General features: G+C 67.0%; 24 protein-coding genes and 1 pseudogene. 3 read left to right on the top strand and 22 right to left on the bottom strand.

The window, feature by feature from the left end; genetic code table 11:
* The 17 genes from GGR45_RS04295 to GGR45_RS04220 all read right to left on the bottom strand — a co-directional run bounded on the left by GGR45_RS04295 (position 1) and on the right by GGR45_RS04220 (position 17607).
* Positions 1–969, bottom strand: a complete 969-nt coding sequence (locus GGR45_RS04295) for a cell division protein FtsQ/DivIB (protein ID WP_175312907.1) — start codon at positions 967–969, stop codon at positions 1–3.
* Positions 966–1940: a D-alanine--D-alanine ligase gene (locus GGR45_RS04290; protein WP_175312906.1), complete on the bottom strand. Its 975-nt coding sequence runs from the start codon at positions 1938–1940 to the stop codon at positions 966–968. Before GGR45_RS04290 ends, GGR45_RS04295 begins: the two co-directional genes overlap by 4 nt.
* A complete protein-coding gene (gene murB / locus GGR45_RS04285; RefSeq protein WP_175312905.1) occupies positions 1907–2794 on the bottom strand; it encodes a UDP-N-acetylmuramate dehydrogenase in 888 nt (295 codons plus the stop codon). The genes GGR45_RS04290 and murB overlap by 34 nt, the downstream gene beginning before the upstream one ends.
* Complete coding sequence (murC, locus tag GGR45_RS04280) at positions 2791–4206, bottom strand: UDP-N-acetylmuramate--L-alanine ligase (RefSeq protein ID WP_175312904.1); 1416 nt, start codon at positions 4204–4206, stop codon at positions 2791–2793. The genes murB and murC overlap by 4 nt, the downstream gene beginning before the upstream one ends.
* Positions 4203–5354 (bottom strand): undecaprenyldiphospho-muramoylpentapeptide beta-N-acetylglucosaminyltransferase, encoded by a 1152-nt coding sequence (gene murG, locus GGR45_RS04275; protein WP_175312903.1) that lies wholly within the window; start codon positions 5352–5354, stop codon positions 4203–4205. The genes murC and murG overlap by 4 nt, the downstream gene beginning before the upstream one ends.
* Complete coding sequence (locus GGR45_RS04270; RefSeq protein ID WP_175312902.1) at positions 5351–6580, bottom strand: peptidoglycan glycosyltransferase FtsW; 1230 nt, start codon at positions 6578–6580, stop codon at positions 5351–5353. The genes murG and GGR45_RS04270 overlap by 4 nt, the downstream gene beginning before the upstream one ends.
* Positions 6577–8031: a UDP-N-acetylmuramoyl-L-alanine--D-glutamate ligase gene (murD, locus tag GGR45_RS04265; protein WP_246358044.1), complete on the bottom strand. Its 1455-nt coding sequence runs from the start codon at positions 8029–8031 to the stop codon at positions 6577–6579. The genes GGR45_RS04270 and murD overlap by 4 nt, the downstream gene beginning before the upstream one ends.
* Positions 8028–9098 carry a phospho-N-acetylmuramoyl-pentapeptide-transferase gene (mraY, locus tag GGR45_RS04260; RefSeq protein WP_175312901.1) on the bottom strand — a complete coding sequence of 357 codons (1071 nt, stop codon included), beginning with the start codon at positions 9096–9098 and terminating at the stop codon, positions 8028–8030. Before mraY ends, murD begins: the two co-directional genes overlap by 4 nt.
* Before the next feature lie 5 nt (positions 9099–9103).
* Positions 9104–10477 (bottom strand): UDP-N-acetylmuramoyl-tripeptide--D-alanyl-D-alanine ligase, encoded by a 1374-nt coding sequence (locus tag GGR45_RS04255; protein WP_175312900.1) that lies wholly within the window; start codon positions 10475–10477, stop codon positions 9104–9106.
* Complete coding sequence (locus tag GGR45_RS19795) at positions 10474–10608, bottom strand: hypothetical protein (protein WP_281394111.1); 135 nt, start codon at positions 10606–10608, stop codon at positions 10474–10476. The genes GGR45_RS04255 and GGR45_RS19795 overlap by 4 nt, the downstream gene beginning before the upstream one ends.
* On the bottom strand, positions 10605–12035 hold the full coding sequence (locus GGR45_RS04250) for a UDP-N-acetylmuramoyl-L-alanyl-D-glutamate--2,6-diaminopimelate ligase (RefSeq protein ID WP_175312899.1): 1431 nt from the start codon (positions 12033–12035) through the stop codon (positions 10605–10607). Before GGR45_RS04250 ends, GGR45_RS19795 begins: the two co-directional genes overlap by 4 nt.
* 10 nt (positions 12036–12045) lie before the next feature.
* Positions 12046–13764 carry a peptidoglycan D,D-transpeptidase FtsI family protein gene (locus tag GGR45_RS04245; RefSeq protein WP_175312898.1) on the bottom strand — a complete coding sequence of 573 codons (1719 nt, stop codon included), beginning with the start codon at positions 13762–13764 and terminating at the stop codon, positions 12046–12048.
* Complete coding sequence (locus tag GGR45_RS04240; protein WP_175312897.1) at positions 13761–14417, bottom strand: hypothetical protein; 657 nt, start codon at positions 14415–14417, stop codon at positions 13761–13763. Before GGR45_RS04240 ends, GGR45_RS04245 begins: the two co-directional genes overlap by 4 nt.
* Positions 14414–15382 carry a 16S rRNA (cytosine(1402)-N(4))-methyltransferase RsmH gene (gene rsmH, locus GGR45_RS04235; RefSeq protein WP_175313099.1) on the bottom strand — a complete coding sequence of 323 codons (969 nt, stop codon included), beginning with the start codon at positions 15380–15382 and terminating at the stop codon, positions 14414–14416. The genes GGR45_RS04240 and rsmH overlap by 4 nt, the downstream gene beginning before the upstream one ends.
* A 5-nt stretch (positions 15383–15387) precedes the next feature.
* Positions 15388–15939 carry a division/cell wall cluster transcriptional repressor MraZ gene (locus GGR45_RS04230; protein WP_246358043.1) on the bottom strand — a complete coding sequence of 184 codons (552 nt, stop codon included), beginning with the start codon at positions 15937–15939 and terminating at the stop codon, positions 15388–15390.
* 360 nt (positions 15940–16299) lie between these two features.
* On the bottom strand, positions 16300–16578 hold the full coding sequence (locus GGR45_RS04225) for a hypothetical protein (RefSeq protein ID WP_246358042.1): 279 nt from the start codon (positions 16576–16578) through the stop codon (positions 16300–16302).
* Between the two features lie 63 nt (positions 16579–16641).
* Entirely contained in the window at positions 16642–17607 is a 966-nt protein-coding gene (locus GGR45_RS04220; protein ID WP_175312895.1) for a cysteine synthase A, read from the bottom strand.
* Positions 17608–17774: 167 nt separating this feature from the next.
* Here GGR45_RS04220 and GGR45_RS04215 point away from each other — a divergent pair, with 167 nt between their 5' ends.
* From GGR45_RS04215 to aat, 3 genes are all read left to right on the top strand, one after another.
* The gene (locus GGR45_RS04215; protein WP_175312894.1) at positions 17775–18161 is read left to right on the top strand and encodes a hypothetical protein; all 387 of its coding nucleotides are present in this window, start codon (positions 17775–17777) and stop codon (positions 18159–18161) included.
* A gap of 123 nt (positions 18162–18284) precedes the next feature.
* Positions 18285–18998 (top strand): ParA family protein, encoded by a 714-nt coding sequence (locus tag GGR45_RS04210; protein WP_175312893.1) that lies wholly within the window; start codon positions 18285–18287, stop codon positions 18996–18998.
* Positions 18995–19753 carry a leucyl/phenylalanyl-tRNA--protein transferase gene (aat, locus tag GGR45_RS04205; RefSeq protein ID WP_175312892.1) on the top strand — a complete coding sequence of 253 codons (759 nt, stop codon included), beginning with the start codon at positions 18995–18997 and terminating at the stop codon, positions 19751–19753. The genes GGR45_RS04210 and aat overlap by 4 nt, the downstream gene beginning before the upstream one ends.
* A gap of 35 nt (positions 19754–19788) precedes the next feature.
* Here the strand turns inward: aat and GGR45_RS04200 are convergent.
* The 5 genes and pseudogenes from GGR45_RS04200 to GGR45_RS04180 form a co-directional block, all read right to left on the bottom strand.
* A pseudogene (locus GGR45_RS04200) lies at positions 19789–20022 on the bottom strand (DUF2155 domain-containing protein); the annotation flags it as partial.
* A 206-nt stretch (positions 20023–20228) separates the two neighbouring features.
* On the bottom strand, positions 20229–20621 hold the full coding sequence (locus GGR45_RS04195) for an NADH:ubiquinone oxidoreductase subunit NDUFA12 (RefSeq protein ID WP_175312891.1): 393 nt from the start codon (positions 20619–20621) through the stop codon (positions 20229–20231).
* A gap of 335 nt (positions 20622–20956) precedes the next feature.
* Positions 20957–21439, bottom strand: a complete 483-nt coding sequence (locus tag GGR45_RS04190) for a DUF192 domain-containing protein (protein WP_175312890.1) — start codon at positions 21437–21439, stop codon at positions 20957–20959.
* Positions 21436–22005: a cold-shock protein gene (locus tag GGR45_RS04185; protein ID WP_175312889.1), complete on the bottom strand. Its 570-nt coding sequence runs from the start codon at positions 22003–22005 to the stop codon at positions 21436–21438. The genes GGR45_RS04190 and GGR45_RS04185 overlap by 4 nt, the downstream gene beginning before the upstream one ends.
* A gap of 130 nt (positions 22006–22135) precedes the next feature.
* The gene (locus GGR45_RS04180; RefSeq protein WP_343051149.1) at positions 22136–22666 is read right to left on the bottom strand and encodes a regulatory protein RecX; all 531 of its coding nucleotides are present in this window, start codon (positions 22664–22666) and stop codon (positions 22136–22138) included.
* Positions 22667–22668: the final 2 nt, after the last annotated feature.

Here is a 22668-nt window from a genome sequence, read left to right as displayed (position 1 = left end):
CTACCCCTGTATTGCCCCTTGGGCCGCCGCCCCTTCGGACGCCGCCCCGTCCGCGTCATTCCCGGACGCGGGATCGCTGCCCATGTCCCCGGCCTTGGCCGGATCGGCAAGCGCATGATTCTGATTCAAACCGGGCTTTCGCGCAACCAGCTTTGCAGGGTCGCGCATGTCGAAGCGCAGCCAGCCGCGCCCGAGCAGCGGCCGCGAGCCGTCCATGGCGGCGAACTTCATCAGCGCCGCCCCCGCCCCTTCCTCGGGCAGTGCCAGCGTCTCGCCGCTGTCGAAGGTCAGGTCCCAGCGGCGATTACCGATCCAGGTCGCCGCCTTCACACGCGGCTTCAGCGCGGGCGCGGCGGACAGCAGCGCCTGATAGGCGGGCTCCTGCAAATTAGCGCCCGGCCCGATGATCAGCGGCAGGTCGGGCATCGCCTCGGCCCGCACCGGCTCCAGCAGCACGCCCCCCGCGTCGATCAGGGTCAGCTGGCCATTGTCCTGCCACACGGCCGCCGGGGTTCGCTCCTCGATATCGACGAGCAGCGTGTCGGGCAGTCGCCTGGAGACATGCGCGTCCTTGATCCAGCCGTATCGCAGCAGCTTGGCCCGGACATCCTCCAGATTGACCAGCGGCATCGCCCGGCTCTGCTGGTCGAGCGCGACGGCATAGACGGTCATCCGGTCCATGCGCTTCAGACCGGTCACCTCGATCTGCTGGACGCGGAAACCGGCATGGCCCGCCTGTTCGGCGATCGCGGTGCCGATCATGCCGGGCACGCCGACATAGGTCGCGATCGCCAGCGCCGCCGCGCCTGCGCCGCCCAGGATCGTCCAGGTGACGGCCTTCTTGATCGTCTCCTCGCTGACCGGCACCCGCGCCAGCAAACGCTGCGCCAGCGTGACGCGCTTCACCGGCTGGCGGCGGCGCGGCACGGGGCGGCGGGGTGGCGGCCCGCGCTTGATCGTGCGGCTCATCCCGCCTGATCCTTGTACCAGGCCAGCGCCTCGTCGACGATCGCCTGGACCAGCGTGTCGTAATCCATGCCGACATGGCGCCCCTGTTCGGGCACCAGGCTGAGTGGGGTCATGCCCGGTTGGGTATTCACCTCCAACAGGAACAGCCCGTCGACGCCGCGCTCATCGTCCCAGCGGAAGTCGGAACGCGACGCCCCGCGACAACCCAAAATACGATGCGCCTCCAGCGCCAGCGATTTGCACGCCTCGGCGATCTCGTCGGGGATCTGCGCGGGGCAAACATGCTCGGTCAGGCCGTCGGTGTATTTGGCGTCGAAATCGTACCAGCCATTTTTGGGCTTGAGCTCGGTCACGCCCAGCGCGCGGTTGCCCAATACGGCGGTGGTCAGTTCGCGACCGCGAATATAGGGTTCGGCGAGCAGTTCCTCGAACTCGGCCCAGGGGCCGCTCGCGTCACGGGCGATCGGGTTCCCGTGATTGCTGGTGTCGGTGACGATCGCCACGCCGACCGACGAGCCTTCATTGACCGGCTTCAGCACATAGGGGCGCGGCAGCGGATCGGCGGCGAACAGTTCCTCGGACTTGACGATACGACCACCGGGCATGGGGATGCCATGGGGTACGAGTGCCTGCTTGGTCAGCACTTTGTCGATCGCAATGACCGAGGTGGCAAGACCCGAATGGGTGTACGGAATGCCCATCAGGTCGAGCATCCCCTGCACCGTGCCGTCCTCGCCGGGCGAGCCGTGCAGCGCGTTGAAAACCAGGTCGGGCTTGGCCTCGACCAGCTTGGCCGCCAGATCGCGGTCCATGTCGATCCGGGTGACGCGGTGGCCGTTCCGCTCCAGCGCATCGGCGACGCCGGCGCCGGACATCAGCGACACCGGCCGCTCCGCCGACCAGCCACCCATCAGAACCGCGATATGCAGATTGTCGGTCACTTCGCGATTCCCACTCGTTGAATTTCCCATTCGAGCGTCACGCCCGACTGCGCCTTCACCCTGGCGCGGACGTCCTCGCCCAGCGCCTCGATCTCCGCCGCGCTGGCATTGCCGAGGTTCAGGAGGAAGTTGCAGTGCTTCTCCGATACCTGCGCATCGCCCCGCGTCAGCCCGCGACAGCCCGCCGCATCGACCAGCGCCCAGGCCTTGTGCCCTTCCGGATTCTTGAAGGTCGAGCCACCGGTCTTGGAGCGCAGCGGCTGCGACGCCTCGCGCGCGGCGGCGATGCGGTCCATCTCGGCCTGGATGTCGGCGGGTTCGGCGGCGTGACCCCGGAAGGTCGCCTCGACCACCACCGTCCCGTCGGTCAGGTTGGAGTGGCGATAGGTGTAGTCCAGGTCCGCAACGCCCAGCGTCTCGACCGTGCCGTCACGGCGAACGACCGTGGCAGAGACCAGCACATCGGCCACCTCGCGACCATAGGCCCCGCCGTTCATCCGCACGAAGCCGCCAACCGTGCCGGGAATCGAGCGCAGAAACTCCAGCCCGCCAATCCCTGCGTCACGGGCATTGGAGGATACGAGAATGCCCGAGGTGCCGCCCCCGCAGGTTATGAGGTGCCCCTCCCCAGCCCGCGCGTAGCTGAACGGCTTGCCCAGACGGATCACCACGCCCGGCACGCCGCCGTCACGCACGATCAGGTTGGAGCCGAGGCCCAGCGCCATCACCGGCACTTCGGCTCCAAGGCCGCGCAGGAACGCCGACAGATCGTCAACATCCCTCGGCTCCAGCAGATATTCGGCCGGTCCGCCCGCCTTGAACCACACGAGCGGCGCCAGCGGCGCGTCCGGGGTCAGTCGGCCAGCGGTGTCGGGCAGGTTCATCGGCGCGCCTCGATCGCCGCCGCCAGACCCGCCGCCCATTTGGTGATGTCGCCAGCCCCCAGGCAGACGATCATGTCGTCCGCGCGGATCGAGCCCGCCAGCTCCTCGGCCAGCGCATCGGCATCGGCGACCGTCGCGGTCGAGCGATGCCCGCGTCGCTTTAGCCCCTCGACCAGCGCGTCGGCATCGACGCCCTCGATCGGCGGCTCGCCCGCCGCATAGACCGGCGTCACCAGCACGCGGTCGGCGTCGTTGAAGGCCGTCTGGAACTCCTCCATCAAATTGCCGAGTCGGGTGAAGCGGTGCGGCTGCACCACCGCGACCACGCGGCCGCGCGCGCCTTCGCGGGCGGCGGCGAGAACCGCGCGGATCTCGACCGGGTGATGGCCGTAATCGTCGATCACGGTCGCGACGCCGCCGTCCACCGCGATCTCGCCGACCTTGGTGAAGCGCCGCTTGACCCCGCCGAACTGGCCGAAGCCCTGTTGGATGGTCGCATCGTCGATGCCCAGTTCCAGCGCGACGCCGATCGCGGCCAGCGCGTTCTGAACATTGTGGCGGCCCGGCATGGGCAGCTCGATCCCCTCGATCGAACGCGCCGTGCCGTCGCGGTGGCGGATGATCGCTTCGAATCGGTTGCCGCCGGGAATCGGCGTGACGTTGACGCCGCGCACATCGGCCTGCGCCGAGAAGCCGTAGGTCACGACACGCCGGTCGCGGACTCGCGGCAGGATGTTCTGCACTTCCGGATGGTCGAGGCAGAGCAAAGCCGCGCCGTAAAAGGGCACATTCTCGACGAACTCGACGAACGCGTCCTTCACCCGATCGAACGAGCCGTAATGATCCAGATGCTCGGGATCGATATTGGTGACGACCGCGATCGTGCCGTCGAGCCGCAGGAAGCTTCCGTCGCTCTCGTCCGCCTCCACCACCATCCAGTCGCTCGCACCGAGACGCGCGTTCGAGCCATAGCTGTTGATGATGCCGCCGTTGATAACGGTCGGGTCGACACCCCCGGCATCGAGCAGCGCCGCGACCATCGAGGTCGTCGTCGTCTTGCCATGCGTGCCTGCCACCGCGACGGTGGACTTCAGCCGCATCAACTCAGCCAGCATCTCGGCGCGGCGCACCACCGGAATGCGGCGTTCGAGCGCGGCTTCGACTTCGGGGTTGGACCGGGTGATCGCGGTCGAGGTCACGACCACCGCCGCATCGCCCAGATTATCGGCGGCATGGCCGATGGCGACCTGAATGCCCTTGTCGCGCAGGCCCTGCACCACATAGCCCTCGGCCACGTCGGAGCCCTGCACCCGGTAGCCGAGATTCTTCATCACCTCGGCGATGCCCGACATGCCGATGCCGCCGATGCCGACGAAATGGATCGTGCCGATATCCGTGGCGACGCCCTTCATGCGCCCGCTCCCGCCAAATTTTGTGTCCCTTGCGATTTGCCCACCGGCAAGACCATGCGCGGCGCGTCCAGGCTTTCGACCAGATCGGCGAGGTCGCTTGCCGCTTCGGGCCGTCCACAGCCTCGTGCGCGCCCTGCCGCATTCTCCAGCGCCGCCGGATCCAGACCCAGCTTCTGCATCTGCTTGGCCAGCTCGACCGGCGTGAAATCCTTCTGCGCGATGGTCCGTGCGCCGCCCGCCTTGGTCATCTCGCGCGCGTTCACCGTCTGGTGATCGTCGGTTGCGGATGGCAGCGGCACCAGGATCGCAGGCCGCCCCGCCACGGTCAGTTCGGCGAGCGTCGAGGCACCGGCCCGCGCGATCACCAGATGCGCCCAGGCGAGCTGTTCGGGCAGGTCGGGCAGATAGGTGGCGAGTTCGGCCGGAATTTCATGCTCGGCGTACTTCGCACGCACAGCGTCGATATCCTCGATCCGCGCCTGATGCGTTACCTGCAACCGCCGCCGGAAGGTGACGGGCAGCATGGCGAGGCCATCGGGCACGACCTGCGACAAGACGCTCGCCCCCTGGCTGCCGCCGGTCACGAGCACACGGAAGATACCGTCCTCCTCCAGCAGCGGATAGGGCCGGGACCGCAGCGCCAGCACCTGGTCGCGCACCGGATTGCCGATCAGCCGCGTCTTGCCCGCGTACTTGGCGCTGAGCCGCTGCGTATCCTCATAGGACAAGGCGATTGCATCGACCTTGCCCGCGACCAGCCGGTTGACCCGGCCCAGCACGGCATTCTGCTCATGGATCGCCGTCGGGATGCCCTCCGCAAACGCCGCCAGCAGCGCGGGCATCGCCGGATAGCCGCCGAAGCCGATCACCGCCGCCGGGCGGAAGGTCTTGTACAGTTCGCGTGCCATCGCCCGGCCGCGCCACATTTCGCGCAGCGCCCTGGCCCAGCCGACCGGCCCGCCCGAAAAGCGCCCGGCGGGCAGGACATGGGTCTGGATATCCTCGAACAACCCTGGAAAGCGCACGCCGCGCGCATCGGACACCAGCGCGACACGGTGCCCGCGCCGGGTCAGCTCGGCCGCAAGGGCGGCGGCGGGAACCATATGGCCGCCGGTTCCCCCGGCGGCGAGGACGAAGTGACGGCTCATTGCCCGCTCCACCTGACTATATAGGGGCTGCGCGTCAGGAACGGATTGCGCCGGGTGAACGCCAGCAACAACCCCATCCCGATCGACAGCGCGATCATCGACGAGCCGCCATAGCTGATGAACGGCAGGGTCATGCCCTTGGACGGGGCAAGCCCCGTATTCACCGCCATCGAGATCAGCGCCTGCGCGCCGAACTGCACCGCCAGCCCGGAGGCGGCGTAGAGCTTGAACTCGTCCTGTTCGTCAAGCAGCTTCACGAACACGCGCACCACGATCGCCAGGAAGACGAGCGCGATGATCGAGCAGGCGATCAGGCCGAACTCCTCGCCGATCACCGAGAAGATATAGTCGGTATGCGCCTCGGGCAGGCCAAACTTGGCGGTGCCGCCACCCGGCCCAGTGCCGGTCCAGCCGCCCGCAGTCAGCGTATTGTGCGCAGCGTTCACCTGGAAATGGTCGGCCGCTCCCTCGCCATCGACATCGGGGAACAGGAATGCGTTGATGCGGTTGCGCGCCACGCTGTAGAACATATAGGCCGCCGTCAGCCCGACCGGCACCATAGCCGCCAGGCCCAGCATGATCCGCATCGGCGTTCCCGAAATCATCAGCAACGCGGCCCAGATGACGCAAAATACGATCGTCTGACCAAAATCCGGCTGCATCATCAGCAGTCCCGCAACCAGCCCGGTCAGCCCCAGGGTGAGCAGCGTGGCGGGCAGATCGCGCTCCTTGGCCTTCAGCGACAACAGCCAGGCGGTCGTCACCACGAACATGGGCTTCAGAAACTCGGACGGCTGAAACTGCGCGATGCCAAAGCCGATCCAGCGCCGCGCACCGTTGATCTCCACCCCGATAAAGGGCGTGACGGCCAGGATCGCAATCAACACCCCCGTCCCCAGTACCGCCATGCGCCGCGCGGTGACGACCGGCAGCATCGACACGACGAACAAAACGGGCAGCGAGACGCCGACCCACATCACCTGTCGCCAGAAATAGTAGAGCGGCGTGAATTTCCGGTGCTCACCCGAATAACGCATCGCCGTCGCGGGGCTGGCGGCGGCGACTGCAATCAGGCCGATCGCGATCAGGAACAGGGTCAGCAGCAGCAGCACCCGGTCGATGTCCCAGAACCAGGTGCCCAGCGGCGAACGGTCGCCTCGGCCACCACGGCCCTTCATCGATCCGATCAGGCCCGGACGTGGAGTCTTGGGCGCGCGCTCACTCATGCCAATGCCTCCACGGCGGCGCGGAAAGCGTCGCCGCGTGCTTCGTAATCGCGAAACTGGTCAAAGCTGGCACAGGCTGGCGACAGCAGCACGGTATCGCCGGGCTGCGCCGCTGCCGCCGCATGGGCGACCGCCGCCTCCAGCGTGCCCGATTGCTCGACGACAGGAACCTTGTCTTTCAACAGATCGAAAAAGAGCGGGGCCGCCTCGCCTATCGTATAGGCGGCGGCGACATGATCGAGATGCGGAGAACAGGCGTCGAGATCGTCGCCCTTGCGCTTGCCGCCGACGATCCAGTGGACGCGGGGGAAGGCCGCCAGCGCTGGCGCGGTCGATTCGGGGTTGGTCGCCTTGGAATCGTTGACAAAGGCGACGCCGTTGCGCGTTGCGACATGCTGCATCCGGTGCGGCAGGCTGGCATAGGTGCGCAGTCCCATTCGGATAGTATCCAGATCGAGACCCAGAATATCGCACACTTCGACGGCGGCGCGGGCGTTGTGCCGGTTATGTGGCCCCTGCAAGGCGGGCCATTCGCGCTGTTCGCGATCGTCAATGGCCTTGAAATCAAAAGCATCCTCAATAAAGCTCGCGACTAGGTCCTTTGAGCCGCGCAAAGCATCATGATCGGCCGCCGAGACGACGTCGACCACCGCGTTATGCCCGGCCGACTGCATCGAAAATAGCCGCGCCTTGGACGCTGCATAATCCTCGAACCCGTCATAACGGTCGAGATGATCGGGCGTGATGTTGAGCAGGACCGCGACGTCACAATCCAGGCTCTGCGTCAGGTCGATCTGATAGCTGGACAGTTCCAGCACATAGACCCCGCCCGCGGGCAGAGGCTCCTGCCCCAGGATCGGCAGGCCGATATTGCCGCCCATCAGGGTCGGCACGCCCGCCGTCTTCAGGATGTGATGGACCAGTGCCGTCGTGGTCGACTTGCCGTTGGTGCCGGTGATGCCGACGACCTTGTTCGGCGGCAGGTCGCGCCGCGCCTGGGCGAAGAGTTCGATGTCGCCGATCACCGGCACGCCCGCCGCCCGCGCGGCGGCGGCCAGCGGATGGGTGTTGAGCGGCACCCCCGGCGACACGACCAGCGCGTCAAAGCCCGTTAGGTCCTCGGTATCGAGGTCAACCAATCTCAGCCCCTCCCCTTCAGGAGCATCGGGTAAACCGCGCCCCGCGCGGTTTAGATCAGGCTGGGAGCCTGATCGACCCGATGCTGGGTTGGGGTGGGGCGCGTCCTCAGGCTGTGCAGTTTGCGGTGAGGCCCCACCCCCGGCCCCTCCCCTGAAGGGGAGGGGAGACAAGGCAGCACGCTTGGCGGGATCGCTGTCCCAGGCCACCACACTCGCGCCGCCCGCCAGCAACGCCGAAACGGTCGCGGCGCCGGAGCGTGCAAGCCCCAGCACCGCGTACCGTTTCCCCGCCCAGTCGCTGGCGACGATCATCGCAGCTTCAACGTCGACAGGCCCGCCAGCGCCAGGACGAAGGCGATGATCCAGAAGCGGATCACCACCGTCGGCTCCGACCAGCCGAGCTGTTCGAAATGATGGTGGATCGGGGCCATGCGGAACACCCGCTTGCCGGTCCGCTTGTAGAAGAAGACCTGGATGATGACCGACATCGCCTCGACCACGAACAGGCCGCCGATGATGCCCAGCACAATCTCGTGATGCGCGACCACCGCGATGGTGCCGAGCGCGCCGCCCAGCGCCAGGCTGCCGGTGTCGCCCATGAACACCGCCGCCGGGGGCGCATTGAACCACAGGAACGCAAGGCCCGCCCCCACCACAGCGCCGCAGAAGATCGCCAGCTCGCCCGCTCCCGGCACATGCGGGATACCGAGATAATCGGCGAACTTCACGTTACCCGCCAGATAGACGATGACCATGAAGGCCACGCTGGCGATGATGACCGGCATGGTCGCCAGCCCGTCCAGTCCGTCGGTCAGGTTCACCGCATTGCCGAACGCCACGATGGTGAAGGCGGCGAACAGCGGGTAGAAATAGCCGAGGTCCAGATACATGCGCGAGGTGAAGGGCAGGTACAGATGCGGCCCGTTCTGCCCCATGATGATCCACGCCGCGACGCCCGCGATCGCGAACTCCAGCAACAGCCGGGTCCGACCCGACACGCCCGCCGTCGAGGCCTTCCGCACCTTGTCATAATCGTCGAGGAAGCCGATCGCGCCGAAGCCAAGCGTCACGAACAGGCACGCCCAGACGAACGGGTTGAACACGTTCATCCAGATCAAGATGGACAGCACCATGCTGGTCAGGATCATCAGCCCGCCCATGGTGGGCGTACCGCGCTTGGCGAGGTGCGTCTGCGGACCGTCGGCGCGGATCGGTTGCCCCTTGCCCTGGCGGACGCGCAGCCAGCCGATGAATCGCGGCCCGATGATGAGGCCGATGAACAGCGCGGTCGCCACGGTCGCGCCGGTGCGGAACGACTGGTAACGGATGAGGTTCAGAAGCCCCGGAAACCCGAGATGCTCCGCGATCCAGTACAGCATCTAACTCACGCCCCGCCCGTTGCGGTGTCGCCCCGCAGAGCCGCCACGACACGCGACAGCCCCACTCCGTTCGACCCTTTGATCAGCACCACGTCATCCGGTGCGATGAACCCGGCCAGCGCCTCGTGCGCAGCCTTCGCGTCCGCCACATGGACGAAATCGACCCGCCCCTCAAGCGCGGCGGCCAGCGGTGCCATCGACTCGCCGACCAGCAGCGCCCGTTCGACGCGCGCCGCAACGATCGGCTCGGCCAGTCCCGCGTGATAGTCGGCGGAGTCCTCACCCAGCTCACGCATCTCGCCCAGCACCGCGACATGGCGGCCGGGTTCCTCGGCCAGCACAGCCAGCGTCGCGCGCATCGAGGCGGGGTTGGCGTTGTAACTTTCGTCGATGACCAGCGCGCCATTGGTCGCGCGAAACCGCGCGCCGCGCCCGGCGAGGCCACCCAGTTCGGCGAGCGCGAGCCCGGCCAAACCCAGATCGCCGCCCGCCGCATCGACGGCAGCCAGCACGGCCAGCGCATTGGACACCCAATGCCGTCCCGGCTGGGACAGGGTGAAATTCAGTTCCTTGTCGCCCAGCTTGGCGGTGACGAAGCTGCCGCCACGCGTGCCGCGCATCGCCTCTACCGCGCGAACGTCTGCGGCGGGATCGAAGCCGAAGGTCACGATCCGGTCGGCATAGGGCCTGGCGGCGGCGATCAGGCGGTCGCGGTGTGGGCTGTCATAGGGGATGATCGCCGTGCCACCGGGCTGCAGCCCCTGGAAAATCTCACCCTTGGCGTCGGCAATGGCGGATTCGTCGGAAAAGAATTCGGTATGGGCGGGCGCGATGGCGGTGATGATCGCGATATGCGGCCGCACCATCGCGGTCAGCGCGGAAAGCTCGCCCGCATGGTTCATCCCCATCTCGAACACGCCCGCCCGCATGTCGCGCGGCATCCGCGCAAGGCTCAAGGGCACGCCGGTATGGTTGTTATAGCTCTTGACCGAGCGATGCACGGCACCCCGCCAGCCGCGTTCGAGCGCGGCGTAGAGCGCTTCCTTGGCGCTCGTCTTGCCGACCGATCCGGTGACGCCGATGATCGTCGCACTGGTCCGCGCGCGGCTGGCACGGGCCAGATCCTGCAGTGCGCGAAAGCTGTCCTCGACGCGGACATGCGGATGATCGGTGGGGTTGCTGACCAGAGCGCCCGCCGCGCCTTGGCCGAACGCCTGATCCAGAAAGCGATGGCCATCAGTCGCCTCTCCCGACATCGCGACGAATAGGTCGCCAGAGCCGACCTCCCGGCTGTCGAAGGCGACGCCCGATACGGCGAAGTCGGCCGATGCCGTGCCGCCGGTCGCCGCCGCGATCTCCTGTGCGGTCCAGAGGGTCATTTGCGCTCCTCGGCCGTCTTGGCGCCATAATGCAGCGACAGCTTGGGACGCACGCGGGGCGCCGCCTCGGGCTGAGCACAGGCAGGGGGCGATGCCGGGGGCACCTTGGTTGCCGGGGCCTTGGCGGTCATACCGCGCACTCCCGAGCGACGGTGACATCGTCGAAAGGCAGGACAAGATCTCCGACGATCTGGCCCTGTTCGTGACCCTTGCCCGCGATCAGGACGATGTCCTGCTCGCCCGCTTCCATGATGGCGGCCGCGATCGCTTCGCGCCGGTCGCCGATTTCGATCGCGCCGGTCGCCCCCCGCATCACTTGGGCGCGGATCGCGGCGGGGTCCTCGGTCCGGGGATTGTCGTCGGTCACGATCACCCGGTCCGCGTGCATCGAGGCAACCTGCCCCATCACCTCGCGCTTGCCCGGATCGCGATCACCGCCCGCACCCAGCACGACGATCAGCCGCCCACCCGCATGAGGCTTTAGCGCGGCGATCGCCGCCTCGATCGCGTCGGGGGTATGGGCATAATCGACATAGATGGGCGCGCCGCTTCTCGCGATGGCGGCGCGTTCCAGTCGCCCGCGTACCGGCTGCAATCGGGCAAGGTTCGCGATGGTCGTGGCCATCGCGCCGCCGGTCGCCAGCACAAGGCCCGCCGCGACCAGTGCGTTGGCGGCCTGATAGGCGCCGATCAGCGGCAGTTGCACCTTATGCGCCTGGCCATGCTCATCCTCGATCACCAGCCCCTGCCCCAGCAGCGTCGGATGCCGCTCGACCAGCTTCAGCGTCGATCCGCGTTCGCCGACCGTGACCAGCTTGTTTCCGCGCGCCCGCGCCAGGTCGATCACCCGGCCGCTCTGGACGTCGTCCGCCCAGACGACAGCCGTGCCGCCCGGCGACAGGACTTCCGAGAAAAGGCGCATCTTTGCCGCAAGATAGGCGCCCATATCGCCATGATAGTCCAGGTGATCGCGGGACAAATTGGTGAAGGCGGCCGCCGACACCTCCAGCCCCTCGGTCCGATACTGGGTCAGGCCATGGCTGGATGCCTCGAACGCCAGATGGGTCACGCCCTCGCGCGCCAGCCCTGCGACGTTGGACAGGAAGGTCACGACATCGGGGGTGGTGAGGCCGGTATAGGTTCGTTCGTCGGCGGTGGTGACGCCCAGCGTCCCGATCGAGGCGGCGTGATGCCCCGCCATCCGCCAGAGCTGGCGCGTCATCTCGACGGTCGAGGTCTTTCCGTTGGTCCCCGTCACGGCGACCGCCGTAGCGGGGAAAGGCGCGAAGAACGCCGCCGCCAGCCGGGCAAAGGCCGCACGCGGCTCGTCCGAGGCGATGTGGACGGCACCCTCGACCCGGACGCCCGGCCGCGCCACGACGGCCACGGCGCCGCTGCGCACGGCATCCGCGATGAAATCCTCGCCATTGACCCGCGCACCCTGGAACGCGCCGAATATGGTGCCGGGCGCGACCTTGCGATGGTCGATCGCGAAACCGGAGACGAGGGCGTCACCGCCCTCGCCCTGAATGTCGCCGGTCAGTTGGTTCAGCTTCATGCCGCGCCCCTCATCGTCCGTCCACCGGCGGTGCCTTGGGATCCTGCCACAGGGTCGGCAGGATGTCCGACACGTCCACGTCCTTGTTGGCGTCGGGCACGACGCCCAGCATCGCGCCCACCCGCGTGATCGTCCGCCCGACCACGGGGGCGGCGTTCCAGGCTGCGGTCTTCCACCCGAACGTCTCCTTCGTACCCTTTGGCGAGTCGAGCATCGCCAGCACCACATAGCGAGGCGCATCCATCGGGAACGCCGCCGCAAAGGTAGCCACGTTGCGCGACCGATCATAGCCGCCCGCGACCGCCGCCTCGGCGGTGCCTGTCTTGCCCCCGACGCGGTAGCCTGGCGCATCGCCCTTGCGGCCCGTGCCGCGCATGACGATCAGACGCAACATCTGCCGCATCCGCGCGCTGGTCGCTTCGCTCAGCACCCGCCGTCCCGTCGCACCATGGCCCGGCTGAACCTTCAGCAGCGTCGCGGGCCGCCAGATGCCGCCATTGACCAGCGCGGCATAGGCCGAGGCCAGATGCAGCGGCGTCACCGCGATGCCATGCCCATAGGCCGTCGTCATCGTCGTGGTCCGCGCCCAATAGGTCGGCAGCAGCGGGCGCCCCTTTTCGCGAAGCTCGATATCCGGCTTGGTGTCGAAGCCGAGCTTCTTGAACATGGCCTGCATCCGCTGCGGCCCGATCTCGTCGGCGATGCGCGCGGTGGCGATGTTGGACGAATAGATCAGCGTCTCGGCCATGTTCAGCCAGCGCTTGGGATCGCCCGCTTCGTCATGGATCGTATACCCGCCGACCTTGAGCGGGTGGGTCGCGTCGAAGCGCCGCTGCATCGAGGTAACGACGCCATTCTCCATCGCCACCGCCATCGTGATCGGCTTGAAGGTCGAACCCAGCTCGAACACGCTCTGCGTCGTGATGTTGCGCAACTCCTCGGTGCCCGCCATCCCGACCCGGTTGGGATTGAAGGTGGGCAGCGAGACCATGGCGATCACCTCGCCGGTATGCACGTCCAGGATGATGCCGCCGCCACCGCGCGCGGAGAAGGTGTTCATCGCCCGGCCAAGTTCGCTTTCCAACGCGGCCTGGGCACGGGTGTCGATCGACAGCGCCACGGGCTTGCCCGCCTGCGCCGGATCGAGCAGCCGTTCATCGAGCACGCGCTCCATGCCGCTCATCCCATGTCCGTCGGTCGACAGGAAGCCTAGCGCATGGGCGGCGAGCGAGGATTGCGGATACAGGCGCTGCGTCTCGCGATCGAAGACCAGACCGGGCTCGCCGATGGCATTCACCTGCTCGACCAGCGCGGGGCTGGCGCGGCGTTGCAGATAGACGAAATTCGCCTTGCGGGTCAGCTGGTTGTAGAACCAGGCCTGATCGCCGCGATCGGGCATCAGCGCGGCGAGGCGCGCGGCGATCTCCATCGGGTCGCCGATCAGTTTCTTCGGGTGGACCGCGATCGTCCAGCTGTCGATCGTGCGCGCAAGCGGCGCGCCGTTGCGGTCGACGATATCGCCGCGCGCCGCCAGCGTCGCCGTCCGCGCCGCCGCATCGGCGGGTCCGGCGAACAGCGCCAGCAGCATCAGCCGCCCGATCACGACGAGGACCGCCGCGCCGAACAGCATCATCAGCATCATCAGCCGCATATGCGTCGTCGCGACCAGCGCGTGGCGCTGGCCGGCGGTACGCTGCGTTCCGGCGGGACGCGCGACCAGAACGCTCAACGCCGCCGCCGCGATTCGGTCTTGGCGCCCTTCAGAATGTCACCCAGCGTCGTGTCGGACAGCAGCTGGCGGTCGAGCATCGCCACCGCCTCGGGCCGGACCTTCGCCACGGCGGCGGCGGTGCGAACGGTCGCCAGAGGGGCAGGCTTGGCCTTCCTAGGCGTCACGACATGCTCCGACACGGCCTGGACGATCTGGGGCTTGGGCAGATCGACCTTGGCGAGGCGGACGACGGGGGCGGGCGCGTTGGGCTTGGGCGAAGCGGCAGGCGTGGCGGCTTCCGGCTGGACGATAACCGGCGCGGGCTGCGAGGGGACGAGCAGCGCGGCGGTCTGGATCGCGCCTTCGGTTGGACCATGGGTCACGTCGAGCGAGGCAAGCTGCGTTTCGTCCCCGACGAACTGGCCCGCCACCGGCGCGGTCAGCGCCAGTGTGTCGCCATTCCACTTTTCCAGCTGGACCAGATTGGCGCGGGTGTCGAACTCGGTCTCCAGCGCGCGGATGTCCCGCTGCGCAGCGGCGATGCGGCCGTTGACGTCGTCGAGCTTCTTGCGCTCCGCCGCCACCTGCAACGAGACGAGGTAGAATCCCAGGACCACTGCGACGCAGCTCCCGAACCATCCTATCCCCTTCAACCGATACGCCGCCGTCATATGCGCAACTCCTGACTCAACTCGCCCATCGGCGCCCCGCCCTGCCCCGCCGACCAGGCGGGGGATTCCGTCCGCGTCGCAAAACGCAGCGTCGCCGAACGCGCGCGCGGATTGCGAGCCAACTCCGCATCACCCGCGCGCACCGCCTTGCCGACATGGGCAAAGCTGGGTGCGCGCGCCGCCGCCTGTTCGGGCAGATGACGCGAGCCGCCCGGCATCTGCCCGGCGCGCTCGCGGAAGAAGCGCTTGACCATGCGATCTTCCAGACTGTGGAACGTGACCACCGCCAGGCGACCACCCGGCTTCAACGCGCGCTCGGCCGCCGCCAGTCCTTCGGCCAGCTCGTCGAGTTCGCGGTTCACATGGATGCGGATCGCCTGAAAGGTTCGGGTCGCCGGGTCCTTCTTGTCGTGCGGACGATAGCCGAGCGCCCGGCGGACCACGGCGGCGAGTTCCCCGGTGCGGGTCAGCGGGCGGGCGGCGACGATCGCCTGCGCGACGCGGCGTGAACGCGGCTCCTCACCATAATGATAAAGGACGTCGGCAATCGCCGCTTCGTCGGCCGTGTTCAGGAAATCGGCCGCAGACTGGCCCGCCTGCGCCATGCGCATGTCGAGCGGACCGTCACCCTGAAACGAGAAACCCCGCTCGGCCTGATCGAGCTGCATCGAGGAGACGCCGATATCCAGCACCACGCCATCAACGCGGACATCAAGCGCCTGATCCAGACCGGAAAATTCGCGGTGGATCAGGGTCAGCCCGGGCTCGGCCGAGACCAGCGCCTGGCCATTGGCGATCGCATCGGGATCGCGGTCGAAGGCGATGACCTTCGCGCCCCGGCCCAGCATCGCGCGGGCATAACCACCCGCGCCGAACGTGCCGTCGACATGCGTCTCGCCAGGGGCAATGGCGAGCGCGTCGAGCACTTCGTCGAGCAGGACGGGGATATGGGGGGCGTCGGACATCCCGCTCACAACGCGATCCCCTTTTCCTGGCAATGGAAACGCGCGGCCGAAATCATCTTGGCCGGCAGCCCCGGCGTGTCGACCAGCGTCTTGGGATCCCAGATTTCGATATAGTCGAACGTACCCCAGAAAAAGGCATGACCGGTGATCCCGGCATGAAAGCGGGGAAAGCCCGGCATGATGAAACGGCCCGATCCGTCAAAGGGCACCGCCTCACCATTCGCCAGGTCGCGCTTGATGTTATAGTCGATCCGGCCATCTGGCCCGCGCGACATCTCCGTCCGCGCGTCCAGTTCCTTTTTCAGCACGGCAACATAACCCGGATCATAGGCGATCAGACAACGCTCGGTTTCATGGACCGCGATGATGATGGTCCCGCCATCCTTTCCGTCGGGGCGTGGCGCGTTCTGTGCCAGCGTGGAGCGGAGTGCATTGGGGATGGCAACGCGACCCTTGTCGTCGACAAGGCCAATGCCACTTCCCTGATACAAACCCCTTTCAGACACGCCAACCTCGCACATGGCGCGCACGACCTCACCGCTTCGAAACACGGCCATCGCCGCATTCCGACCATTTCTGGATCACAGTGAGCCTGCCCCTCTGTTGGAATACGGTTTACCTATAGCATAACCGGGAGGCAACGGGATTTTTGGGGAGAAGCGGGGAAATCCCGCCTGAAACCGGCATTTTGCGACGAACGGCCAGCCTGCACGCGGGACCGTGCGCACAGCGGGATCACCCGAAATGGTGGATTTCTGCGGACGGGGGGCAGATTCCCCGAATTTCCCCGGCCAATTCTCGCGTAAAGCGCTTGCGAGGCAATTAACATTTATTAAGCAAAAAGGCCGAAACGGACGGTTCGCGCGGTAACGCTTGGAGGGGGAGCACCCGTCGACAGACGGGTCAGACGCGCGCGATCAGCGCGCCGCTTCGGCGGAGGCCTGACTGTTGACCGGGGCAGGCGCGACACCCAGTTCGGCCAGCGGCTCGCTGCTTGCCGGGGTGGCTGCATTGGCCATAGCCATGCCGGCGACCATGTTCGACTGCGCCGCACCCGCGGCGACGACCGGCGGCTCGTCACGGTTAAGCGAGCCCAGGATCGTACTGGCGATCGCGATCAGCAGGATGACGGCGGCCAGGCCGATCATGCCGACTTTCACGCGCTGCATGATATGATGATGGTCGGGTGACTTCATGGAACCGAACGATACTACTCCGCGCGCCGCATCCTGTCGACCTCCGCCGCGCAGGGTCAGCGGCTACAGCCCCTTTTCGGCCCGCCACGCCGGGTTGTGGAGCGTGGAAAGATAGCGGAATCCCGTATCGCACAAAATGGTTACGATCCGCTTATCCGGCCCCATAGCACGCGCCAGTGCCACCGCACCCGCCACGTTGATCCCCGAGGACAGACCGAGGCACAGCCCCTCTTCGCTGAGCAACCGCTGCACCCAATACCATCCCTCGGCATCCGAAATTCGGAATTGGGTATCGATCGGCGCGCCTTCCAGATTGGCGGTGATCCGCCCCTGCCCGATCCCTTCGGCGACCGAAGAACCTTCGGACTTCAGTTCGCCATGCGCATAATAGTCATAGAGCGCCGCACCATGCGGATCGCTGAGCGCGATCGTCACCGATTCGTCATGCGCCTTCAGTCCCAGGCCGACGCCCGCGAGCGTGCCGCCGGTTCCCGCCGCACAGGTAAAGCCATGGATGCGCCCGCCCATCTGGTGCCAGATTTCCTCGGCCGTCCCGACGATATGCGCGCGGCGATTGGCGATATTGTCGAACTGATTGGCCCAGATCGCATTGTCCGTCTCCTCGGCGATCCGACGCGAGGTGTGAACGAAATGGCACGGGCTGGAATAGGGCGCGGCGGGGACCAGCACCAGTTCGGCCCCAAGCGCGCGCAGCGTATCCATCTTCTCGCGGCTCTGCGTCTCGGGCATCACGATGATCGTGCGATAGCCTTTGGCATTGGCGACCAGCGCCAGGCCGATGCCGGTATTGCCCGCCGTCCCCTCGACGATCGTGCCGCCGGGGCGGAGCAGCCCACGGGCCTCCGCATCCTCGACGATGAACAACGCGGCGCGATCTTTCACGCTGGCGCCCGGATTGGCGAATTCGCATTTGCCGAAGATATCGCATCCCGTCGCCTCGCTCGGCCCCTTCAGGCGGACGAGCGGGGTATTGCCTATCAGGGCCAGCGTGTCGGAGGTCACATCCATGCCGCCTAGATGGCTCCTGCCCCGCCATCGGGCAAGCAAAGCCTTGCTTGGGTGGTGACAAGAAGGATCGCGCCGGGGCCAAGGGGCGAAATGTTCGAGATTCGGGCGCCGGATGCACAGGTGATGCTTGACGCCGGGTTGCTGCATTTGCGAAGCACCGGCCCGCTATGAAAAGCCTCCTCCCCGTTTTCGTCGCCGCACCGCTGCTCGCCCTGGCAGCGTGCAATTCCAAGCCCAGCCAGCCCGAGGTCGTGGACACCAATCCCGACCCCATGGCCAACATCCTCGCCAACCGCGCGCCGGTCGAATTGCCGCCCGCGATCAAGGCGGACAAGAGCTTCCGCTGCAAGGACAACAGCCTCGTCTTCGTCACCTTCTTCCAGGGCGACAAGCAGGCCAATGTCCGTCTGAAGGAAGGCGAAACCCCGGTCGTGCTGAAGGCCCCGGCCGCCGGTGAACCGCTGACCGCCGAGGGCGGCTGGAAGATGACGGGCGACGAAAAGGCGGTCACGCTGACCACCCCGAAAAAGGCCGCGCAGGTCTGCCACATCTGATCGCGCGCAATTCATCCTTGGCGTCGCTTGATCGACGATAAGGACTTGATCGCAGACCGGCCGGCGGGGATATCTCCGTCGGCCTTTTCTTTGGGCTCTATGGGGAGGTCGAACGGACAAGCCGTGGCTGCGATCGCGATCTACAGCCTGAAGGGGGGCGTCGGAAAGACCAGCATGGCGGTCAATCTGACCTGGTGCGCCGCCAGCCTGTGCGCGCGCCGGACCCTGTTATGGGATCTTGACCCCCAGGCCGCCTCGACCTGGCTGCTGGGCGGCACGGCGCATGGCGAACGGGCGCAGGCCGTGTTTTCCCGCGACATTCCCGTCGACCGGCTGATCCGACAGACGAACATCCCCCGCTTGTCGCTGATCGGCGCCGACGACTCGCTGCGCGGCCTGGACCTGCTGTTCCACATGATCCAGAAGAAGAAGCGCCTCGGCCGGCTGATCGACGGGCTGGACGGTTACGACAGCGTGATCCTGGACTGCCCGCCCGGCCTGACCGAGACGGCGGAGCAGATACTGCGCGCGGTCGACCTGATCGTGGTGCCGGTCGTTCCCTCTGCGCTCGCCACCCGGGCGCTGGAGGTCGTGGATGGCCATGTCCGGGGCCGCGTGCCCCTGTTGCCCGTCCATGTCATGGTCGACCGCCGCCGCAGCCTTCATGCCGAGGCGCTGACCGCCCATCCCGACTGGCCGATCATCCCGATGGCCAGCCTGGTCGAGGCGATGGGGCAGCACCGCGCGCCCGTCGGTGCCTTTGCCCCTCGCAGCACCGCCGCCCGGGCTTACGCCGATCTGTGGCGGGTCATCGAACGAAGGCTGGCGGGAGGATGAGTCTCCGCGACGAACCCGGCCGTGTCGAACGGCTGACCCCGCATCTGGTGCTGGGGGCCTATGCCGTCGGCGTCTTCCCCATGGCGGACACGCGGGAGACCGACCATGTCTATTGGGTGGAGCCGCGCAAGCGCGCCGTCCTGCCCCTCGACGGGTTTCACCTGTCGCGTTCGCTGCGCAAGACGGTGGCCAAGGACCGGTTCCGCGTGACCGCCGACACCGCCTTCGAATCGATCATTCGGCTTTGCGCTGAAAGCGTGCCCGACCGGCCCGAGACCTGGATCAACTACGCCATCGAACGGGTGTTCATCGACCTGTTCGATATGGGCTTTGCCCATTCGATCGAATGCTGGGACGGCGACGAGTTGGTTGGAGGGCTCTATGGCCTGGCATTGGGCCGCGCCTTTTTCGGCGAGTCGATGGTCAGTCGCCGGACCGATGCGTCCAAGGTCGCGCTCGTCTGGCTGGTCGCCCGGCTTCGCGCCGGGGGCTACAGCCTGCTCGACTGCCAGTTTCAGACCGCCCATCTGTCGACCATGGGCGCGATCGAGATCGGACGTGAGGATTATGTCGCGCTGCTGTCCGACGCATTGGCGGGCGTGGTCGCGCCGGGAGCATCCGCAGCCGGGGTATCGGCCCCCGGCGACTTTGCCGCGCTCGATCGCTTCGGTGCGGCGCCGGGCAGCGAGGCCGGGACCGTGTCGGGCCCCGTCTCGGGCCAGGACATCGTGCAACTTTTGGCCCAGACGTCATAGACCGGGTGGAGCACGACATTCAGCGCAGGCCGCTCCTTGTAGAGCCAGCCTGAGAACACGCGCTGCCACCGCTGATTCGCACCGCGCACGTCGAGCTGGACGAAAGCGCCGGTGAGCGGCTCCGGCTCCCAGGACGCCGTCTTTTCACAAGCGCGAAGCCGCACCACGACATCGCCGACGCGCACCGCCTGACCGGGTTTCAGGGTCAGGTCACGCGACACGCCGTTGCGCTTGTTGAGCAGGCCGATCACCGCGACCCTCTCGGCCATCGGGGTTCCGCCGGTGGGGAGCGTCGCTTGCGCTCCGTCGACCGATTCGATTCCCGACGCGGCGCCGGGGCTATCGGGCAGGATCTGGCTGACCGCCGATTCGGTGGAATCGCCGCCGCCATGATCGGTCAGCGCCTGATAGCCGAACCAGCCGCCGACCCCCAGCAAGGCGACCAACGCACCGCTGGCGAGCCAGCGCGACGTCTTCACCCCTCAGGCGTCCAGGCTTCGTAATCCCCGGTCGCCGCCTGACGCTGCCCACCCTTTTCGAGCGCGCCCGACGGACGATAGGCCATAGCGGTGCCGGTCATGTTCGGCATAGCGGGCTTCTGCCACGCGCGACGCGGCGGCAGCGAACGGTCAGGCACGTCATCGATCTGATGATGCAGCCAGCTGAACCATTCCACCGGAACCCGGCTGGCATCATTGGCGCCCTTGTAGATCACCCAGCGGCGCGGCCGACCGGCGGTATCGCTGCCGCCTTCATAATAGACGTTGCCATGCGCGTCCTCGCCAACCTGCGCCTTGCCGCGCAGACCGAACCAGGTGCCGATGGTGGCGCCGTTCCACCAGGTGAAGGGATTGAGGTTGATGCCCATGACGGGCCGTGTAGCCCGGCTCTCGCCGCCCTTCAACCGCGTTCGTGTGATTGGGCGTCCCGATAATCCTCCCCGGCACGGGGAGGTGGCAGGGCGCAGCCCTGACGGAGGGGGGCTTCTTCACAGAACACGCCTTGCGGCACGCCCTTCTGAAGCCCCTCCTCCCGACAGGGGGGAGGGGTTTGGGGTGGGGGCAGGGCCGCGAGCGATGGTCTCGGTGAGACACCTTGCCCTCCCCCAGCCCCTCCCGCCTGCGGGAGGGGAGATGCTTGGGGCGACGCGAGATACTATTAAGCCCCTTCTGCCCCCTTGCAGGAAAGAAACGCCTCAGCGGATCACCTCCGCCAGGAAACCGAATCGCCCTCCGCTATACCCAGTTCCGCCGAACGTCCCCCGACGAGCTCCAGCACGGCCGCGACCGGCTCGCCCGAGGGAATCTGCGCCTCGCTGAACGGCACGGTGTTTTCCGCGATCCGGGCGATCGTGCCGTCGGCGCGGATGAACAGGATGTCGAGTGGGGTCGGCGTATTCTTCATCCAGAAACTTGCCGCACGCGGACCGCCCCCCTCGGGGGGATAAGGCGCGAACAACATGCCGCCATCAGGTTTCAGGTCGGTGCGATACATCAGCCCCTGCGCCTGCTCGGCGCTGGTACGGGCGGCTTCGACGTTGAAGCGGTGCCGGCCCTGCGCGGTTGTGATGGTGACGGGCACCGTCGCGACCTTCTGCCCCGCCTGTTCGGAGGAAGAGTTTTCGCCCGAGCATCCCGCCAGCCCCGCGCCCGCCAAGGCCAGAGCCATTACCGCAACCCGCATCATTCGAGTCCTCTCGGCGTCACGACCACCGCCAGCGGGCCTTTCGGCCCCTCGACCACGCGCGCCGCCAGCGGCTGGCCGGGTTCGACATCCAGGATTCCGCCGCGACGCAGCGTCTCCATATGGACAAAGACGTCTGCCCCGTCACGGTCGCGCAGCAGAAAGCCATAGCCTTTCAGTCGGTTGAACCATTTTACCGCGACCTGTTCAGGCTCCCCCGCTTCCCCCACCAGCGTGACCGGATCGATCCGGTCGGGCGAGCGGGGGCGTTTGGGAACTTCGGGCAGCGCATGGGCGAGGTCGATCGTCAGCACCTCGCGCGCCTGATAGCCGCGCCCGCCACGCGCGCCCAGCAGCTCGACCCGCGCGCCCTCCGGCAGACTGCGCCGCCCATGCGGCTGCAACACGGTGAAGTGCACCAGCACATCTCCGTAGATCGGGTCATCCGCGACCACGAAGCCGAAACCCCGCGTCACGTCGAACCACTTCACGACCCCCGCCAGCCTTACGGCCGTTTCCGCCGCCCCGCCGTCGATGCCGCCCCCTTCACTTGGCGTTTCTTCCAGCATCATCGTACCCTTGTGCCCAAGTGCTAGCATCATTGTTCGCACTCGCAATGCACGGACGTGCGTTTTTGCTGGTCCGGAGTGGGACGATGGCGCGAAAATTAACCCACGCCGCCCATATTCTTGCGCTGGATCAAAAATCCTCGTCATCCGGCAGATCGCCCGGAGCTGCCGACACGATCCGCCGCGACAGGTCCATGGGGTGTCCCGCGCGCATCATCGCCGCGAACTGCTTCTCGCGCATCGCCCGATCCGCCTCACCATCGCCATAAGGCCCGATTCGCCGCCGCCGGGCAAAGGCGAGTGCGGCGTCGCGCGTCGCCTCCGCAACTTGCGGCGCGATCGCCTCATGATCCTCCGCGCCAACCCGCGCGGCGTGCAGCGCCTGGGCCACGCGTCTGGCCCCCATTCCGCGTCGGGCGAGCGACGCAGCCTTGGCCTCCGCATAGGCGCGGTCGTCGATATAGCCGAGTGCGACCATTCGCGCCGCCAGCCCCCGCGGGTCGGCGGCACCGTCGCTGGCCCAGCCGCGTTCGCGCAGCTTGCGGTTCAGATAATCGACCAGCTTGCCTTCGGTGGTGGCAAATCGCTCGACATAGCGTAGCGCAAGATTCTCCAGCGTTTTGGGATCAAGGGGTTTTGGCGGGCGACGATCGGCGGGCACGC

It is taken from the genome of Sphingomonas zeae, assembly GCF_014197135.1.
Lineage (GTDB): Bacteria > Pseudomonadota > Alphaproteobacteria > Sphingomonadales > Sphingomonadaceae > Sphingomonas > Sphingomonas zeae.
The sequence above is the reverse complement of the archived record's forward strand: the minus strand, read 5'-3'. Positions and strand labels throughout refer to the sequence as shown.

What these genes read in the sequence shown, in the direction of transcription:
- GGR45_RS04295 (WP_175312907.1), bottom strand. Translation starts at nt 969, where the DNA reads ATGAGCCGCACGATCAAGCGCGGGCCGCCACCCCGCCGCCCCGTGCCG.
- GGR45_RS04290 (WP_175312906.1), bottom strand. Translation starts at nt 1,940, where the DNA reads ATGGGAAATTCAACGAGTGGGAATCGCGAAGTGACCGACAATCTGCAT.
- murB (WP_175312905.1), bottom strand. Translation starts at nt 2,794, where the DNA reads ATGAACCTGCCCGACACCGCTGGCCGACTGACCCCGGACGCGCCGCTG.
- murC (WP_175312904.1), bottom strand. Translation starts at nt 4,206, where the DNA reads ATGAAGGGCGTCGCCACGGATATCGGCACGATCCATTTCGTCGGCATC.
- murG (WP_175312903.1), bottom strand. Translation starts at nt 5,354, where the DNA reads ATGAGCCGTCACTTCGTCCTCGCCGCCGGGGGAACCGGCGGCCATATG.
- GGR45_RS04270 (WP_175312902.1), bottom strand. Translation starts at nt 6,580, where the DNA reads ATGAGTGAGCGCGCGCCCAAGACTCCACGTCCGGGCCTGATCGGATCG.
- murD (WP_246358044.1), bottom strand. Translation starts at nt 8,031, where the DNA reads ATGATCGTCGCCAGCGACTGGGCGGGGAAACGGTACGCGGTGCTGGGG.
- mraY (WP_175312901.1), bottom strand. Translation starts at nt 9,098, where the DNA reads ATGCTGTACTGGATCGCGGAGCATCTCGGGTTTCCGGGGCTTCTGAAC.
- GGR45_RS04255 (WP_175312900.1), bottom strand. Translation starts at nt 10,477, where the DNA reads ATGACCCTCTGGACCGCACAGGAGATCGCGGCGGCGACCGGCGGCACG.
- GGR45_RS19795 (WP_281394111.1), bottom strand. Translation starts at nt 10,608, where the DNA reads ATGACCGCCAAGGCCCCGGCAACCAAGGTGCCCCCGGCATCGCCCCCT.
- GGR45_RS04250 (WP_175312899.1), bottom strand. Translation starts at nt 12,035, where the DNA reads ATGAAGCTGAACCAACTGACCGGCGACATTCAGGGCGAGGGCGGTGAC.
- GGR45_RS04240 (WP_175312897.1), bottom strand. Translation starts at nt 14,417, where the DNA reads ATGACGGCGGCGTATCGGTTGAAGGGGATAGGATGGTTCGGGAGCTGC.
- rsmH (WP_175313099.1), bottom strand. Translation starts at nt 15,382, where the DNA reads ATGTCCGACGCCCCCCATATCCCCGTCCTGCTCGACGAAGTGCTCGAC.
- GGR45_RS04230 (WP_246358043.1), bottom strand. Translation starts at nt 15,939, where the DNA reads ATGGCCGTGTTTCGAAGCGGTGAGGTCGTGCGCGCCATGTGCGAGGTT.
- GGR45_RS04225 (WP_246358042.1), bottom strand. Translation starts at nt 16,578, where the DNA reads ATGAAGTCACCCGACCATCATCATATCATGCAGCGCGTGAAAGTCGGC.
- GGR45_RS04220 (WP_175312895.1), bottom strand. Translation starts at nt 17,607, where the DNA reads ATGGATGTGACCTCCGACACGCTGGCCCTGATAGGCAATACCCCGCTC.
- GGR45_RS04215 (WP_175312894.1), top strand. Translation starts at nt 17,775, where the DNA reads ATGAAAAGCCTCCTCCCCGTTTTCGTCGCCGCACCGCTGCTCGCCCTG.
- aat (WP_175312892.1), top strand. Translation starts at nt 18,995, where the DNA reads ATGAGTCTCCGCGACGAACCCGGCCGTGTCGAACGGCTGACCCCGCAT.
- GGR45_RS04195 (WP_175312891.1), bottom strand. Translation starts at nt 20,621, where the DNA reads ATGGGCATCAACCTCAATCCCTTCACCTGGTGGAACGGCGCCACCATC.
- GGR45_RS04190 (WP_175312890.1), bottom strand. Translation starts at nt 21,439, where the DNA reads ATGATGCGGGTTGCGGTAATGGCTCTGGCCTTGGCGGGCGCGGGGCTG.
- GGR45_RS04185 (WP_175312889.1), bottom strand. Translation starts at nt 22,005, where the DNA reads ATGCTGGAAGAAACGCCAAGTGAAGGGGGCGGCATCGACGGCGGGGCG.